The sequence below is a fragment of the Deinococcus sp. QL22 genome, from assembly GCF_023370075.1.
Classification (GTDB): Bacteria; Deinococcota; Deinococci; order Deinococcales; family Deinococcaceae; genus Deinococcus.
In genome coordinates this window covers 3,041,006-3,056,459 of sequence record NZ_CP097149.1, presented here as the reverse complement: position 1 = coordinate 3,056,459, position 15,454 = coordinate 3,041,006, and the positions used below count along the sequence as shown (strand labels likewise).

15 protein-coding genes are annotated in these 15,454 nt (G+C 60.9%); 8 read left to right on the top strand and 7 right to left on the bottom strand.

What is annotated here, in order from left to right:
• Window positions 1–40: 40 nt before the first annotated feature.
• The 3 genes from M1R55_RS15190 to M1R55_RS15180 all read left to right on the top strand — a co-directional run bounded on the left by M1R55_RS15190 (window position 41) and on the right by M1R55_RS15180 (window position 2,568).
• Complete coding sequence (locus tag M1R55_RS15190) at window positions 41–619, top strand: trans-aconitate 2-methyltransferase (RefSeq protein ID WP_249392560.1); 579 nt, start codon at window positions 41–43, stop codon at window positions 617–619.
• A gap of 46 nt (window positions 620–665) precedes the next feature.
• On the top strand, window positions 666–983 hold the full coding sequence (locus tag M1R55_RS15185) for a hypothetical protein (RefSeq protein WP_249392559.1): 318 nt from the start codon (window positions 666–668) through the stop codon (window positions 981–983).
• A gap of 145 nt (window positions 984–1,128) precedes the next feature.
• On the top strand, window positions 1,129–2,568 hold the full coding sequence (locus tag M1R55_RS15180) for a PLP-dependent aminotransferase family protein (RefSeq protein WP_249392558.1): 1,440 nt from the start codon (window positions 1,129–1,131) through the stop codon (window positions 2,566–2,568).
• Between the two features lie 97 nt (window positions 2,569–2,665).
• On the opposite strand, the gene M1R55_RS15175 is transcribed toward M1R55_RS15180, so the two are convergent.
• Window positions 2,666–4,051: an acyl-CoA dehydrogenase family protein gene (locus M1R55_RS15175; protein WP_249392557.1), complete on the bottom strand. Its 1,386-nt coding sequence runs from the start codon at window positions 4,049–4,051 to the stop codon at window positions 2,666–2,668.
• 156 nt (window positions 4,052–4,207) lie between these two features.
• Between M1R55_RS15175 and M1R55_RS15170 the strand changes: the two genes are divergently transcribed.
• Both M1R55_RS15170 and M1R55_RS15165 read left to right on the top strand, forming a co-directional pair.
• Window positions 4,208–4,726, top strand: a complete 519-nt coding sequence (locus tag M1R55_RS15170; protein ID WP_249392556.1) for a hypothetical protein — start codon at window positions 4,208–4,210, stop codon at window positions 4,724–4,726.
• Window positions 4,727–5,029: 303 nt separating this feature from the next.
• Window positions 5,030–5,677, top strand: coding sequence for a TetR/AcrR family transcriptional regulator (locus M1R55_RS15165; protein WP_249392555.1), 648 nt, complete (start codon window positions 5,030–5,032; stop codon window positions 5,675–5,677).
• Between the two features lie 88 nt (window positions 5,678–5,765).
• Here the strand turns inward: M1R55_RS15165 and M1R55_RS15160 are convergent, their stop codons facing one another.
• The 3 genes from M1R55_RS15160 to M1R55_RS15150 form a co-directional block, all read right to left on the bottom strand.
• The gene (locus M1R55_RS15160) at window positions 5,766–7,142 is read right to left on the bottom strand and encodes a sugar ABC transporter permease (protein ID WP_249392554.1); all 1,377 of its coding nucleotides are present in this window, start codon (window positions 7,140–7,142) and stop codon (window positions 5,766–5,768) included.
• Window positions 7,139–8,545, bottom strand: a complete 1,407-nt coding sequence (locus M1R55_RS15155) for an ABC transporter permease subunit (RefSeq protein WP_249392553.1) — start codon at window positions 8,543–8,545, stop codon at window positions 7,139–7,141. Before M1R55_RS15155 ends, M1R55_RS15160 begins: the two co-directional genes overlap by 4 nt.
• Window positions 8,546–8,748: 203 nt before the next feature.
• Window positions 8,749–9,945: a maltose ABC transporter substrate-binding protein gene (locus M1R55_RS15150; RefSeq protein WP_249392552.1), complete on the bottom strand. Its 1,197-nt coding sequence runs from the start codon at window positions 9,943–9,945 to the stop codon at window positions 8,749–8,751.
• Between the two features lie 545 nt (window positions 9,946–10,490).
• Here M1R55_RS15150 and M1R55_RS15145 point away from each other — a divergent pair.
• Together M1R55_RS15145 and M1R55_RS15140 are read left to right on the top strand one after the other, a co-directional pair.
• On the top strand, window positions 10,491–11,699 hold the full coding sequence (locus tag M1R55_RS15145; protein WP_249394235.1) for an RsmB/NOP family class I SAM-dependent RNA methyltransferase: 1,209 nt from the start codon (window positions 10,491–10,493) through the stop codon (window positions 11,697–11,699).
• 141 nt (window positions 11,700–11,840) lie between these two features.
• Window positions 11,841–12,554, top strand: coding sequence for a hypothetical protein (locus tag M1R55_RS15140; RefSeq protein WP_249392551.1), 714 nt, complete (start codon window positions 11,841–11,843; stop codon window positions 12,552–12,554).
• A gap of 111 nt (window positions 12,555–12,665) precedes the next feature.
• Here the strand turns inward: M1R55_RS15140 and deoD are convergent, their stop codons facing one another.
• From deoD to M1R55_RS32135, 3 genes are read right to left on the bottom strand one after another with little or no spacing between them, the layout of a single operon-like run.
• Window positions 12,666–13,394, bottom strand: coding sequence for a purine-nucleoside phosphorylase (deoD, locus tag M1R55_RS15135; RefSeq protein WP_249392550.1), 729 nt, complete (start codon window positions 13,392–13,394; stop codon window positions 12,666–12,668).
• Window positions 13,395–13,445: 51 nt separating this feature from the next.
• Window positions 13,446–13,925 (bottom strand): metallophosphoesterase, encoded by a 480-nt coding sequence (locus M1R55_RS32140; protein ID WP_371827121.1) that lies wholly within the window; start codon window positions 13,923–13,925, stop codon window positions 13,446–13,448.
• Between the two features lie 36 nt (window positions 13,926–13,961).
• Entirely contained in the window at window positions 13,962–14,189 is a 228-nt protein-coding gene (locus M1R55_RS32135) for a metallophosphoesterase (protein ID WP_371827120.1), read from the bottom strand.
• Window positions 14,190–14,236: 47 nt separating this feature from the next.
• Between M1R55_RS32135 and M1R55_RS15125 the strand changes: the two genes are divergently transcribed.
• Window positions 14,237–15,379: a low temperature requirement protein A gene (locus M1R55_RS15125; protein WP_249392549.1), complete on the top strand. Its 1,143-nt coding sequence runs from the start codon at window positions 14,237–14,239 to the stop codon at window positions 15,377–15,379.
• Window positions 15,380–15,454 lie beyond the last annotated feature (75 nt).

The window sequence follows — 15,454 nt, the reverse complement described above, 5'->3', positions numbered from 1 at the left end:
CGGTCATTTATTAATGAAAGTAGGCTTGAGGAGACATTTCATGACCGAATACCGCGACCCGGCCTATGCCTGCGCTTACCTTGCCATGCAGGATGTTATTCCTCAGCGCGACGTGGGCGAGCGGTTGCTGCTGGATGTCGGCTGCGGCGATGGCCGATTGCTGGCGCTGGCCCACACGCGCTTTCCGGGTGCAGAAGGCGTTTTGCTCGATCATTCTGCGGCCATGTTGGATGCCGCCCGCGCCCGCACTTGGCCCGCTCCGGTGGACTATGTGGCCCACGACCTGAGTCAGCCCTTGCCGCCGCTGGGCACCTTTGACGCCATCATCAGCGGCTTTGCCATACACTATCTGTCTGATCTGCGGAAGCGCGAGCTGTACACCGAATTGCGCGGCCTGCTGAATCCGGGCGGTCTGGTGCTGAATTTGGAGCACGTCGCCAGCGTGGATGCCCACGAACACACCCGCTTTCTCGACCTACTGGGCGGCAAAGAAGACCCCAGCAACCAGCTTGCGCCCGCGTGGGATCAAGTGGCGTGGCTGCGTGAAAGCGGATTCGCGCGCGCCGATGTGGTCTGGAAGTGGCTGGAACTGGCACTGATCGTGGGCTGGACGGATTGAGGCTAATGTGCTTGCAGACGTGCCTGACTGGGCGCATTCTGTCCCCATGACCCAAACCGCTTCCGTGACTTTCCCCGCCCCCAAGCGCATTCCGTATCCCGGCGGCTGCGTGCTGGAGCCGGGGCCGTATGCGCTGGATTTTCTGCTGAAATGGCAGGCCGACGTAACCGTAGGCGCCACTGTTCACGCCGATACGCCCGTGTTTCCGCTGTTGCGCTCCTTGCTGGCCGACCCCGCGGCGCATGGCATAACTCAGGCCGAAGCGGAGGCGGCGCGGGAACGCTTTTTGGAGGTGGCAGGTGGGGCACTGCGGGCGGAGGGCGGCCAGGTGGAGTGGCTGGCGCGGGAATTCGGGCGGGCTTGATACGGGCTCCATATGATTCCCGGACAGTCGGCCCTGCTGATCAATACGGCCACCGCCTGTCCGTTCATCTCCCGGCACCCGTACTCTTTCTGACTCGCTTTGCTCGAATTGAATCCCTAAACTACTGGATTCAATCGGAATCAGTATGACCTCCATCCCCGACCTGTTGCCCACGCTGCCCGGTGAGGTACTGCACGCCCGCGTGGCCCGCACCCTGCGTGACGCCGTGCAGCGCGGCGTGTTGGTGCAGGGAGCACGGCTGCCCGGACACCGCACACTGGCCGCGCAGTTGGGTGTGTCGCGCAATACGTTGGTAGATGCCCTGGCGCAGCTTCAGGCCGAGGGGTACGTCAGCGCGGGCGAGCGGTCTGGAACCCGTGTGGCTGTGCCGCCCGCTTCCGCTGTTGCTGCTGCCAGCACCTCCCCGTTGCCGCTGAGTGCGTGGGCCACCCGCGCCCTCGCAGGCCGAATCACCGACGCGGGCGGCGTGTACGCGGTGGATTTCCGGGTGGGCCAACCTGTACCCGACTTGTACCCGGCGGGAGCCTGGGCTTTGGCTCTGGCACGGCGGGCGGGGCAGGCCAGTTCGGGTTCATTGGGCCTGCCGTCTAATTTGCCGACTGAGCCGGGATTGAACGAACTCGGCCCGCTGGAAACCCGCCGCGCCCTTGCCGCCTACCTGAATGCCGAACGCGGCGCGCGGGTCACGCCCGACATGCTGATGCTGACGGGCGGCACGCAATGGGCACTGGACGCCCTGGCCCGTGTATTTTTGGAAGAGGGCCGGGTGGCCGCCACCGAAGACCCCACCTATCCGGGAGCGCGGGCCGCCCTCGCCGCCACCGGAGCCACATTGTTACCCGTCCCCGTTGATGAGCAGGGCATCGATCCAGCGGCATTGCCCGCACACGCCACGCTGCTCTATGTCACTCCCGGCTGTCAGTACCCCACTACCGCCGCCCTGCCCGCTGCCCGAAGTCAGGCCGTGATCGCTTGGGCGCGGGCCTGCGGAGCCTTCATTCTGGAAGATGATTACGCCGCCGACCTGCACCACACGGCGCGGCCCCCAGCCGTGATGCAGGGCCTCGCGCCTGACCGGGTGTTGCTGCTAGGCAGCTTCAGCAAAAGCCTTGCCCCTGTGACCCGCAGCGGTTATCTGGTGGCCCCGCCCGATGTGGTGCGCGTGCTGGCCGGAACCCGCCCCCTCACTGACCGTGCTCCCGGTGTGCTGGACGCCCTCGCGCTGGCCGACATCCTCTCTTCTGGAGCCTACGCCCGCCACCTGCGCCGCGCCCGCCAGAACATTCGCCACCGCCACGACACGCTGCTGGAAGCGTTGGCCGCTCATCTTCCCGGCTGGCAACCCACCCCCGCTCGCGCCGGCCTGCACGTACATGTCACGCTGCCCCCCCACCTGACCGAAGCCGACGCTGTGGCCATTGCCCGCCGCGCCGATGTGGCTCTCACGCCCGCTGCCCCACTGGCCGTGCTGCCCCGTCCGCCCGCCGTACTGCTGGGGTACGCCCACTTGCCCCCGGAAGCGATTCGGGACGGGGTGCGGAGAATGGGGGAGAGTAGAACGTAAAACGTGGATCATGGTTTGGGCTTTTAGCCTTTTCCACGATCCACGTCCTACAGTCAGCCCTTATCTTTTCCCACTCACCACTCCATACTCACGGCTTTTAGACAAAGGCGCTGAGGCCCGTAATCGCCCGCCCCACCACCAGCGTATTAATCTCGTTCGTGCCTTCATAGCTGTAGATCGCTTCGGTGTCGGCAAAGTGCTTGGCGACGCCGTGTTCCAGTAGGATGCCGTTGCCACCGAAGGTTTCGCGGGCAAAGGCCACCGTTTCGCGGCAGCGGGCGGCGGTAAACACCTTGGCAAGTGCGGCGTGTTCGTCGTTCATCTCGCCCCGGTCTGCCATATAGGACAGGCGCAGGCACAGCGTAAACATGCTGGTCACGTTGCCGAGCATATGCACGAGGTGATTCTGAATCAGTTGAAATTCGCCGATGCGCTTGCCGAACTGCTTGCGGGTCTGGCTGTAGGTGAGGGCCAGTTCGTAGGCTCCCATCGCGCAGCCCACGCCCTGCCACGCCACGCCCGCACGGGTCAGGCGCAGCACGTCGGCGGTGGTGCGCCAACCTTGCACGGCTTGCAGGCGGTCACGTTCCTCGATCCGGCAGTTCTCCAGAGTAATGTGCCCGTTTTCCACGATCCGCAGGGCGATCTTGCCCTCGATCTTCTTGACGTCGAAGCCCGGCGTTCCGGCCCGCACGATAAAGCCGCGCACTTCCTGGGTGTCCACGTCGCGTGCCCAGATCACGGTCAGGTCACTGAAGGTGCTGTTGCCGATCCACTTTTTCTCGCCGTTCAGAATCCAGCCGTCGCCGTCGCGCTTGCAGGTGGTTCGCATGCCCTGACTCACCTGAGAGCCGCCCTCGGGTTCAGTCAGGCCGAAAGCACCGATGGTCTCCAGATCCATCATTTTGGGCAGCCATTCGGCTTTTTGCTCGGCGCTGCCGCCCAGCGCGATGGAGGCAAAGGCAAGGCCCGCATGCACGCCGAAAAAGACAGCCGTACTGACGTCTACTTTGCAGGCTTCCAGCGTCACCAGCCCTTCAATAATGGTGGCGTTGGGTTTGCGCGTGCCGTCCTCGTTCCAGATTTTACGCAACAAATCTAGCTTCCGCAGTTCAGGAATCAGGTGTTTGGGGAACTCGTCGCGGCTCCAGTATTCGTTCATGATGGGCGCAACGTGCGTGTGCATAAACTCTTTGGTCTGTGCGGCCACCTCGCGCTCATCGTCCGTCAGGGTGTCCATCAGGCCATAAAAGTCGCCGTTGGCGGTGGGCAACGCTGCCTTTTTGCCCGTGTCGCCCGACACCATGCGCGTCAGTTGCTTCAGTTGACCATCGCTCATGCGTGAGGCAGCGTTCAGCAGGGCAGGCAGGTCTACGCGCCCGCTCAGTTTGCCCAGCGCCTGAAGGTCAATCTGGGCCAGCAGATCCATCGGATTAGGGGCCATCGGATTGGAAGCCGTCGCGTCCTTGGCAGGAGAGGTCATGCCCTTAGTTTGACATATTTTGTACTCGGTACAAAGTTTTAATTCTTGCGATTGTGCTGTCTGCCTGTTCATTCATTCTTTAAAGAGCGTGGGGCGGAGGGTTGGGGGGCCTCTAGCATGGGGTATGCCCCTCTTTTCGTCCTCAGTTGCCGCTCCATGACGCTGCCCAAAGCAGACAGGCCCACTCTCCCCCTGCCTGCAAAACCTGCCGGATATGTGGAACTGGCGCGGTATTCCAGCCTGGGGAGGCTGTGGGGGTTGCTGGGCGGTGCGCTGCGGTCAGGCCGGGACATCAGTATTGTGCGCGGCGATTCGCCCGACCTATGCCGCCGCCGAATCGCCGGGTATGCGCTGCCGGGTGCGGCCCTGTTCCTCGATACGGCCCGGTTACTCAGTCAACTCGAAGACGGCTTCGAAACCCATCCGGCGCTGCTGGCCCTCCTGTCAGGTGACGCCGACCCACTGCGGGCCGAACTGAACGCACACTTTGAACTGCAACTGAATTTTGTGGTGGCCCTGACGGCTGGCCGCGACCTGATCGTTCGTCCTGAGTTCCGCTATCTGCCTACCGTGCCCGGACTGAGCACCTTGCCTGCCCAGTTGGCACTTGTGCCCCGGCGTTTGGGGCGCGACGAATTGCACTTGCTACTTCAGCGGGCGTGTGGATTGGCGTAAGTAGTAGAGGCGCGAAAGTAGAGCATCCCCCAATTGGGGGTGTAGGAGTTCCGTCAACGCACGTGAAGCAACCGCTTTACATTGGAACTTTATTCAGACATTCTGGTCAGACAAGCGCCTCAACGTCATTTTGCTTGATGCTGAACTATCATGCACATATTTCTCACAGCAGATTTGAATAGCAGATCACCTGTGAGGGTACGTTTTTAGTCCTGCGGTAGCCTATTTAATTGAACAACCGGTTAAGTGAACCGTGAATGAGTTCACAGCCAACTGGACAGTTAAAAGGATAAGGTCTGACTCGTGGTCAGCGAAACTCCCCGTCCCGCCCGTGCGCGTAGCCCTGAAGAAAAATCTCAGCGACGCGACGATATCCTCCGTGCCGCCGAACGTCTCTGGACGAATACGCCTTACGCTGACCTGAGCATGAACCAGGTGGCACGTGAGGCCAAACTTGCCAAAGGCACCCTGTATCTGTACTTCGATACCAAAGAAGAATTGTTCCTGGCCCTGCTGACCGAGCATCTGCAGCAGTGGCTGGCACACCTGACCGGCATGTTGGCCGAGCGCCAGCCCAAAACGCCCAATGACGTTGCCGATGTCATCATCGATTCTTCTAAAGGCTATGAGGCCCTGCGCCGCCTGTTGATCTTGCTGGGCACGGTACTGGAGCGCAATGTGCGCCCCGAACTGACCCTGAACTTCAAGCGCGACGTGCGCCGGATGCTGCAAGAAGTCATTGCCCAGATGCCCTTCGAGCCCGACCTGACCCTCAAGATCATCGTGCATGTGTACGCCCTGGCGGTTGGCTGGCAGCAGATCACCGAAGAGACGCCGTCTTCGGAAACCCTGCGCCGTTACCCTGAAATGTCGTTCCTGACGTTGGATTTCGACACCGAGTTCCCCATTTCGGTACGCGCCACTATTGACCGCCTGACGGCCAAAGCGTAAGCACCTGTAACAGATACAACCACAGAAGCAGGCTCCCCGGTGACTTGGGGAGCCTGCTTTTTCGGCATTCAAACGGGTTGGATTATTCCTATTCCTTCACGCCGCCGGATACGGTTCCGCCCACGAAGTAGCCCTGGAAACCGTAGAAGAGGGCAATAATCGGAAGCGCACCCAGGGTAGCGGCGGCCGAAAAGATGCCCCACTTGGTACTGAATTGCCCGGTGGTAAAGCTGCGGAGCATCACGCCCACCGTCCACTGATCCACGCCCGTCAGCAGGATGCTTGCCAGAATGAATTCGGCGTAGGTGCCGATAAATTGGTTCAGGAAAATGAAGACCAGAATGCCGCCCGACAGGGGCAAGACCACCTGTAAGAACGTTTGCCAGCGGGTCGCGCCGTCCACCATCGCGGCTTCTTCCAGCGACTCCGGCAGGCTTTCCACATAGCCCTTGAAAATCCAGGTGTTGAAGGCAATCGCGCCGCCAGAGTACGCCAGAATCAGGCCCGTAAAGGTGTTGACGAGACCCAGAATGACCATCAGGGTGTACACGGCCACCAGCGCCAGGAAGACTGGGAACATCTGAATAAAGATAAAAAACAGCAGCATCTGGAACCGGCCTGGAAAGCGCAGACGGGCCATCGCGTAGCCTGCGGTGGTACTGAGAACAATCGCCAGGAAGCCCGTGACGCCCGACACTAGTAGCGTGTTGCGTACCGACAGCAGGAATTTGCTCTCATTGCCTTGCCCCGTAAACTGCGAGGGCACCATAAAGATGACCAGCAGGGCGAGTGCGGCGATCAGAGCACGCATGGCCCAGGCCCGCGCCTGCGTCAGGCGTTCGCTCTCGCGGCCCACTCTGCCGATGATGGCCAGAATCAGCAGGGCGGTCAGGGCCGCGCCCACGATCCCGGCCAAGACCAGTTGCCAGCCCGGAATAGTTACACCGTCGAACAGTGCGGCGTAGTTTTCAAAGCTGAGCACCTGCAAATTGGGCAGCAAACCAGAGCGGTACAAGATGTTGGGGTCAGAGAAATTGGGGAAGGCGAACAGGCTATTGCGGGGGTCGAAGGCCGCAATCAGCACGTACAGCAGTGGATAGATGGCAGTCAGCACGACCAGCATCAGGAACAGGTGCGTCAGTTGATCGCCCAGCACGGCGGCGTAACTGATTTTGCGCCCGGTGCGGGCTATGCCGATTCTCTGCCCGATCAGGCTGGTGAGGGCCAACACGCCGCTGGCGGCCAGCAGGAACAGCAGGAAGCGAATCCAGCCTCTTTCTACAAAATAGATGGTGAAACTTTTGGGCCTGCCCGCCATGTTGCGGGCCAAAAAGTAGCCCAGCACGAGAAAGCCGATGACGACAGCAGCGGCCACCAGCCAGGGCGCGGCGCGGCGCAGTGCGCTCGGTTCCTTGTGCACGTACCCACCGGGCGGCAGATTTTGGGGAGTCGGAAGGGCAGTCATTTGCGGGCCTCCTCGAACACGCCAGCGGCCTTAAAGTTGACGAGGCTGATGGCGAGCGTCAGGAAAAAGATGATCAGGGCAATGGCACTGGCCAGGGCATAATTCTGGCCGCCTGCACTGGCAAAAGCAGTGTTATAGCCCCAAGACAGCAAAATGTCCGTACTCTGCGCGGTGCTTTCGCGGCCTTCCTGAGCCGGGCCGCCCGCCGTGAGCAGATAAATAATGCCGAAATTGTTGAAGTTGAAGGCAAAGCCCGACAGCAGAATCGGGGTAAAAGCCGTTCGCAGCAGAGGCAGGGTGATGGACTGGATTTGCTGCCAGCGGCTCGCGCCGTCGATGGAGGCAGCTTCGTACAAGTCTTCGTTGATGGTGGCCAGAGCGCTGATGGTGGCGGTCATCATGTAGGGAAAGCCCAGCCACAGGTTGACCAGCAGAATAGAGACTTTGGCCCACAGTGGATCGTTGAGCCAGGGCACGGCGGCAAAGCCCAGCAGCCCCAGCGCCTTATTCACGATGCCGAATTGCTGGTTGTACAGCGCCACCCACATCTGCACGCTGATGACGGCGGGAATGGCCCACGGCAAGAACAGCAACGTGCGGTAGATGTTGCGGCCCTTCAGACGCTTGTTGTAGAGCAAGATGCCCAGAATCAGGCCCGCCAGACCGTTGATGACTACAGTCGAAAAGGCAAAGATGATTGTCCACAGGAAGACAGGCCACAGCGCACTGCTGGCCTTGGAAAAAATTTCCTGAAAGTTGGCGAGGCCCACGCGCTCGATGCGGTTGATGCGGGTCACGTCGGCCAGCGCGAATCCGGCGGCAACGGGGGCCGTCAGCGTCACGCTGTTGCCCTGAATGCTGGCAATCCGCGCCCGCACAGGCGACGAAGCGTCCTCGTCCAGCAGCACCAGGGTATCGCCCACACAGGTGGCCGCCCGGCAACGCAGATAGGCCTGCACCGAATCGGCTTCCGGCGTTTCGCCCAGAGTGACCACGCGGCGGTCTGCGCTCAGCGTCGCCGCTGTTCTGACACCCGAATCCGGGTTGCCGCTGTTCTGGCCGCTGTAGTTGGTAAAGGCGTAATTGACGGTCAGGATGATGGGCAGCACCGTAAAGGCGATCACGAACACCAGCGCCGGAAACAGGTAAAACCAGTTGACGATCCATGGCACCAGCCGCCCCGTAATAGGCGTCAGCACGAGCAGTGCGCCCAGGGTGTACACCAGAATCATGTACGGGGGGGCGTCAGGCAGGGCGCGGGCCGTAACACTCGCCAGCAGCCAGCCGATCAGGGCCGCGCCGCCCAGTAACACCGTCAGCACCAAAATGGCGATCAGTACGCCGCGGGTTCCCTCCGGGGGAACAGTGGTGCGTTTGGCAGGAAGAGGCAGGGACGTGGTCATCGGTTCTAAAACCTCCTTAAAAAACTTGGTGTCAAGTGCGCCCTATTGTGGGCGTCATCTGAATTGACTGCAACTCTGTGGGCGGGTGGCCTCAGCATTGACCTAGCCAGCTGTTCTTTGCACTCGTTTGATGGTGCACAGCCGGAGCAATGAGAACGGACAGGCGTCTATGGCCTGTCCGTTCTCATTCAAAAGGTCTGACTTTACTTGATGTTGCTGTTAATTTCGGAAACGGCTTTGTCCAGAATCTGCGAGTAGTTCTGGTTGGGCTTTTGCACGCTCTGGGCAATCGCGGCGCTCCAAGGCCCCCACACGCTCCCCATTTCCACAATGTTGGGCATAGGAGTGCCCATGCTGATGGTCTTGCCGAAGCCTGCCACCACGGGGTCGGACTTCAGTTTGGTGCGGGCGCTGAGGCTGATGGGAATACGGCCCCCGGCCTTGTTAAAGCTGACCTGCGCGGTGCTGGAAGAGATCTGCTTGGCAAACTGCGCCGAAGCGGCCTTCTGCTTACCGTAGGCGTTGATCATGGTGCCCTGCACACCCACGAAGGGGCTCCACTTGCCGGTTGCGCCGGGAGGGGTGGGGAAGGCGGCGATCCCGTAGTCGATGCCTGCTTTTTTGATGTCGCCGATGTCCCAGGGGCCGGTGAGCAACATGGCGAGGCGTCCGTCGACGAACGCACTCTTGGCTGCGCCGCCGTCTACACCCTCGGGTACGAGGTTGTACTTGTAGCGCAGGTCGTTCAGGAACGCGCTGGCTTTTTCGGCTCCGGCGTTGGCAAGGCCGATGTCTTTGGGGTTCAGGGTGCCACTGGTGTTTTTGAACACGTAGCCGCCGTAAGCGCTGACCACGCCGTAGTTCATGTAGGCGTTGCTCAGGTCGGCGAGGAAGCCGAACTTACCATTGCCAGTGTTCTTCTGGGCCGCTGCAAGGAAGGCGTTCCAGGTGGTGGGCGCGGTAGGGATGAGCTTCTTGTTGTACACCAGCGCCACGCTTTCGGCGAACATAGGCAGGCCAAACAGCTTGCCCTTGTAGGTCATGGCCGTCAGTGCGGTCTTGTCAAAATCAGTGCGGCTGGTCACGTACTTGTCCATCGGCTCCACAACACCGGCAGCGGCCAACTGGCCCAGGCGGTCTTGGGGCAGCGTCACCACGACGTCGGGGCCTTGGCCCTTGGGCGCACTCTGAATGAACTTGTCAGGAATGTTGTCGAAGGGCACGCTGACGAGCGAAATCTGGGTGCCCGTCTTCTTGGTGAAGTCGGCAGCCTGAGACTTGAGCCATGCCAGTTCGGGGCCGCCAAAGTGGGTCCAGACGGTGAGGGTGGCCGCGCCAGCCTGAGAGGTCAGGGCGCTGCCCAGCAGGGCGAGAGACAACAGTGTCAAGGCTTTCTTCATAATGCTCCTTGGGTGGATCGGCGGTGAACCGCTTCCAGTAAAACCAGACGAATGAAGTGGAGAACAGGGCCACCGTATTCCGCTTGCTCCAGCAACGCTGAGAATGCAGCCAGTTGCGGAGGGTTTTGCACGCGAGCCAAAATCTCACGCAGCGCTGAGGGGAATGAACGGGGATGTTCGCCCCTCATTATAGGTGCCGCCCTGTCACTTGACAAGACAAGTCCCTGGCCCTGGGTTAGCTTTTATTTCACGTTGTCGTCAGAGAAAACGGTTTTTGTTGGAGTGAATACAATTTTCCTAGCTGGTCAGCACGCCGCGCCGCTTCAATGGTCAGGAGGCCATTGCTCTCCCGACGCATTCACTGCATTTCATCTATTCCGCCGTATGCTGGCAGAGTGATTCGCTCCCGCCATCCTCACCCCAGTAAGGCAAAGACTGACCGCCCCACGTCAGAGGCAAGTTCTGCGTCCCGACCCGACACGGCGTCACAGTCAAACAAGTTTCGCCCACGCCCCGACCAGGCCAATCCCGCCCGTGAACTGGCCGTGCGGGTGCTGCTGCGCGTGCTGGCGGGCGAATCGTTCGCCGCCTCCGCGCTGGATTCGGCCCTACAAGCCGCCAAATTACCCGGACGCGATTCTGGCCTCGCCACACATATCGTGTACGGCTCGCTGCGGTACGCGCCCACCCTTCAAGGGCTGCTGACGCCGATGCTGTCGGAAGAGACCCATCCCAAAGTGCGGGCCTTGCTGCTGGCCGGAGCTTTTGAAAAACTGATTCTGGGCACGCCCGCGCACGCGGTGGTCAGTGAATACGTGAATCTGGCGCGAGACGCCCGTTTTGCGCCGCCTGCACTCGTGAATGCCGTGCTGCGCCGCGTGGCCCTCCCGCCCGAAACCGACGAAACCCGCACCGCCCTTCCCGCGTGGCTGATTGGGGTCTACAAGTCTGCGTTTGGCGACCATGCCGATTCCGTCATGGCCGATCTGCTGACGCCGCAACCCCTCTGGCTGAGCCTGTCGGAAACGGGGGAGAGGCTGCTGGAAGAGGAAGGCAGCGAAGTATTTCCCGGCCCCAACAGTGTGCGGCGCGTGGCCTTGGCCCGCCCCCTGCGCGAATCGGCGGCGTATGTGCAGGGCGAGGCGCAGCCGATCAACCCGGCCAGCCTGGCCTGCGTGGACGCGCTGGGCGATGTGGACGGCGTGCGGGTGCTGGATTTGGCGGGCGGCATGGGCATCAAGGCGGCAATGCTGGCGGCACGCGGGGCCAGCGTGACCAGCGTGGACGTGATGCCCCACAAGCATGACGCGGCCCGCACCAACCTGGAACGCCTCGGCCTCAGCGCCGACTTCATCACGCACGACTTGACCATGCCACTGGACTTGCCGCCCGCTGCGCTGGTGCTGCTGGACGCGCCCTGCACGGGCAGCGGCACTCTGCGTTCTCATCCCGAAATCAAGTTGCGCCTGACCGCTCAGGCTGGAGCGCAAATGGCGGCCCTGCAAGCCCGGATGCTGCCCCAGGCCGCCGCTGTCGTCGCGCCGGGCGGTGTGCTGGTGTATTCGGTCTGCTCGGTCATGCCGGAAGAAGGCCAGGACATCATCGCCGGATTTTTGGCCGCCCACTCGGACTTTGTGCCCGACCCGTTGCCCGACCTGCAGGTACCTACTGTCCCCGCCGGAGCAGGCGTGCTGACCGTGCCCGAACAAGGCATAGACGGCTTTTTCATTGCCCGGATGCGCCGCTTGGATTGAGGGAATCGGGGAAGAATGGCGTGAAGTCCGGTCAAAGTGGACAGAGGCGGGACTCAGCGGGCCTAGTCTTGCCAAAGTCAGAGCTTGATCCAGCCACGTTCGGCTGACCCAGCCTCGCGATCCCTGATCTACACTTTTCCCATGCCTTCCAAGCGAGTTCTGCTCGGTGCCGCCCTGCTGATGTTCGCCGCTGCTCCTGTACAGGCCCAAACTCCGGCTGCACAGGCTTCGGATGTACAGACGCCCGCCAACTGTGCGCTGGCCAACGCCGTAGACCCGGCCACCTACGATCTGCTGACCCTGACCACTTGGAACGAGGCGAGTCAGGACGAATCCAGCTACAACTGGGCGCAGTGCCGCGCTGCCAAGTTAGATAGAGACTTGGCGACGCAACCGCAACTGCGGGCCAGATTGCAAACCCTCCGCAAGCAATACCGCGAAATGAGGGCCATAGAGGGCCAATTGGCCGGAATCCGGGCGGGCGGCGGCACGATGTATTTTCACCAAGTGCCGCGCATGTATCCGGGGTTAGAGGAACAATTGGCGAGTCTTGGGGCGCTGGCCCGCAGCACGCTGGGCGCACCCACAGGTCAGCATTACGCCAAAGTGATCGCGCACGCCAAAGCAGATCAGGCCAAGTACATCAAGCTTCAGAGGGCCTATAAACCCGGCCCCGACGAAGACTACGTGAGATTTAATCCAACTGAGTGGGCCGCTACCCTGAACCGCTATGACACGCTGGGCAAAGCCATCATGCTTACCTTGGGCAACCGCAACGACGCGGCTACGGCGCTGGGCTACAGCATCCTGACCCACTTTACTTTCTCCGCCGAGCCGGAGGAGTACGGGTACTGAGTGCGCCAAAAATTCCTGAACGCGGGGCCAAGCGGTGCGTTCAGGGTCTTTCTTTTTAGAACCGCGAAGAGGGGATGCAGATGATTTACAGCCCCTCTTCCAACTGGAACTTCAGCCCTGCTTGCCTTCCGTCTCCAGCCCCAGCGCGGCGTCCAGCGCCACTTCGATCATGCCGTTAAAGGTCAGTTGGCGTTCGTCAGCCGTAGTTTCCTCGTGGGTAATCAGGTGGTCGCTGATGGTCAGAATAGTCAGCGCCCGTACGCCGTGTTTGGCGGCCAGTGTATACAGTCCGGCGGCTTCCATTTCTACCGCCAAGACACCAAAATCGGCCCACTGCTGAAACTGCTGGAACTCGTCCTGGTAAAAGGTATCGCTGCTCATGATGTTGCCGACGTGCGTGGCAAACCCGCGTTCCTGCGCGATCTGGTAGGCCCGCAGCAGCAGGCTGAAATCGGCAATCGGCGCAAAATTTTTGGCCCCAAAGCGGATGTTGTTGATGTTGGAATCGGTGCAGGCCGCCTGAGCCAGCACCAGATCGCGCACATGCACATGCGGCTGGTAGCTGCCCGCCGTGCCTACCCGGATCAGGTTTTTGCAGCCGTAGCCCGTGATCAGTTCATGCACGTAAATCATCGAGCTGGCAATGCCCATGCCCGTACCCTGCACACTGACGGGCTGGCCTTTGTAGGTTCCGGTGTAGCCCAACATGCCGCGCACGGTGTTGTGCTGCACAGGGTTTTCAAAGAAAGTTTCGGCGATGTGCTGGGCACGCAAGGGGTCGCCGGGCAACAGGACGGTTTCGGCAATCTGGCCGGGTTGGGCGTTCAGGTGAAGACTCATCGGGCCTAGCCTAGCAAGTTTGGCGGACGCACCTTCAAAGTGCTTAGCCGTCTAGCCATCTCCGTCTACCCATTCCTGCGCCAGCCAGTGCGCGTGCGGTAGGCCCCGGCTCAGGATGCCGCGCCGCACATCGGCCACGTCGTAGGCCACCCAGTGAAAAGTAGGTTTCCAGCCCGCCGCCGTTCGCTCCAGCATCAGGTATTCGGCCCGCGCCAGATTCACGTAGCGGTCGCCGCGTTTCTGGAAGGGCAGACCCACACTGCCGGGATTCAGCAACGTCCAACCGTCCAATTCACGGTGCAAAGGCTGGTGCGTATGCCCGCCAATCCATACCGCCTGCTGCCCGAATCCAGCCCGCAGCTCCTCCAAACGAGCTTCTGGCGTATGCTCCGTCAATTCCTCGGTGTCGCGCTCTGGACCGCCATGAAAGCAGAGCAGATCGGGCCATTCGGTGCGGGCGGTGTAGGTCTGCAACAACTCCAATTCGGTGCGGCCCAGTTGTGTTCTGGCCCATTCGCCAATGCTGTGCAATTTTTCTTCATCTGGAAAACCGCGTGGGACAAAGGCTTAAGCGGCTTCCAGCAGCATTCGGTCAGCGTTGCCGCATACCACGGGGCAGCCCAGCGCCGCAATTCGCTGGATGTATTCGGCGGGCCACGCACCGTCCATCGCCACATCACCCAGGCAGAGATGAGCCTCGGCTCCCTGCCGCGCCATATCGGTCAGTGCCGCCGTCAAAGCAGGCAGATTGCCGTGGATGTCGCCAAATATCGCCAACCTGAAGCCTTCTTGCATACATCAGCGTAATGGAGAACATCTCGTCTGCTTGTACTCTGGAAAGAATGACCATTCAGTCTGTAATCCCGGCTCCTTTAGTTACGCCTACCGAGACCCCCATGCAGCGTGTCAGAACGATCGAACTCTTTTTCGATCTCGTCTTCGTCTTCGCCCTGACCCAATTGACCAGATTGGTAGCGCACCCATACGGCCCCGCCGACTACGGCAAGGCGCTGCTGGTCTTCTTGACCCTCATGTGGATTTACAACGGATACGTGTGGTTGGGCGGCAACGTCGAATTCGGTGCAGGAAGGCAACGCCGCCTGATTTTTGTGGCGATGGGCGGATTTTTTATCATGGCCCTCAGCATTCCCACCGTGTTCGGTGCCGGCGGTGTTCCCTACGCGCTCGGAATGCTCGCCGTCACTGCCCTTCACATCTGGCTGTTCAGAACAACGCATAACAGCAGTGCTCGGGTTGTCTGGCAGTTGGCGGGCTTTCATGTCGGCGCGGCGTTACTGGTCTTGGCTGCCGCGTTCGTCTCTGCGCCCTACGATTGGCTCATTTGGGTGGCGGCAATCGTCACGCTGGTCTCCACCATCATTTTGAGACGCGAACGTAGTTTTCAACTCAACCCCCAACATTTTGTAGAGCGGCACAGCCTTTTGATTATCATTGCGCTGGGAGAAAGCATCGTGGCGGTGGGAAGCGGCGTAGGCGAGTTGGCCCTGACTGGCCCGCTGCTGACTTACAGTGTGCTGGCCCTGATGCTGTCGGCCCTGTTGTGGTTGACTTATTTTCACCGCGACGATGCCCGCGCCGAACATGCTTTTTTGCGTGCCAATGCCGCTCAGCGCATGCGTGTAGCGGTCATGGGGTACGGGTACGGCCATTTTGTCATGATTACCGGCATCATCCTGATCGCGGTGGGCCTGAAGGTTGGGGTAGCCCACCCCACGGGGCATCCGGACGCCATCGGCATCTGGAATCTGACCTTTGGCACCAGCCTGTACCTGGTTGGAGATGTGATCTACCGCCGAATCGTGGGTATCGATCCCGGTTGGGCGCGCTTCGGTTTGGCTGCCGTGCTGCTCCTGACCATTCCGATAGGCCTGATGTATGGAGCGCTTCCGCATCTTGTGCTTTGTGTGTTCCTGCTCACGTCGCTGCTGTGGGTAGAGGCGGCGCGTGATACGAACGTGGATTGAACGCCGTGTTTTCTTGACCTCTAATCCGAGTGAAGCCGGAAGAAATCGGTCAGCGCCGCTGTCAGGGCGGGCAGA

Excerpts from the sequence above, each read along its gene's own strand:
- M1R55_RS15190 (WP_249392560.1), top strand. The coding sequence starts at position 41 with ATGACCGAATACCGCGACCCGGCCTATGCCTGCGCTTACCTTGCCATG.
- M1R55_RS15185 (WP_249392559.1), top strand. The coding sequence starts at position 666 with ATGACCCAAACCGCTTCCGTGACTTTCCCCGCCCCCAAGCGCATTCCG.
- M1R55_RS15180 (WP_249392558.1), top strand. The coding sequence starts at position 1,129 with ATGACCTCCATCCCCGACCTGTTGCCCACGCTGCCCGGTGAGGTACTG.
- M1R55_RS15175 (WP_249392557.1), bottom strand. The coding sequence starts at position 4,051 with ATGACCTCTCCTGCCAAGGACGCGACGGCTTCCAATCCGATGGCCCCT.
- M1R55_RS15170 (WP_249392556.1), top strand. The coding sequence starts at position 4,208 with ATGACGCTGCCCAAAGCAGACAGGCCCACTCTCCCCCTGCCTGCAAAA.
- M1R55_RS15160 (WP_249392554.1), bottom strand. The coding sequence starts at position 7,142 with ATGACTGCCCTTCCGACTCCCCAAAATCTGCCGCCCGGTGGGTACGTG.
- M1R55_RS15155 (WP_249392553.1), bottom strand. The coding sequence starts at position 8,545 with ATGACCACGTCCCTGCCTCTTCCTGCCAAACGCACCACTGTTCCCCCG.
- M1R55_RS15150 (WP_249392552.1), bottom strand. The coding sequence starts at position 9,945 with ATGAAGAAAGCCTTGACACTGTTGTCTCTCGCCCTGCTGGGCAGCGCC.
- M1R55_RS15140 (WP_249392551.1), top strand. The coding sequence starts at position 11,841 with ATGCCTTCCAAGCGAGTTCTGCTCGGTGCCGCCCTGCTGATGTTCGCC.
- deoD (WP_249392550.1), bottom strand. The coding sequence starts at position 13,394 with ATGAGTCTTCACCTGAACGCCCAACCCGGCCAGATTGCCGAAACCGTC.
- M1R55_RS32135 (WP_371827120.1), bottom strand. The coding sequence starts at position 14,189 with ATGCAAGAAGGCTTCAGGTTGGCGATATTTGGCGACATCCACGGCAAT.
- M1R55_RS15125 (WP_249392549.1), top strand. The coding sequence starts at position 14,237 with ATGACCATTCAGTCTGTAATCCCGGCTCCTTTAGTTACGCCTACCGAG.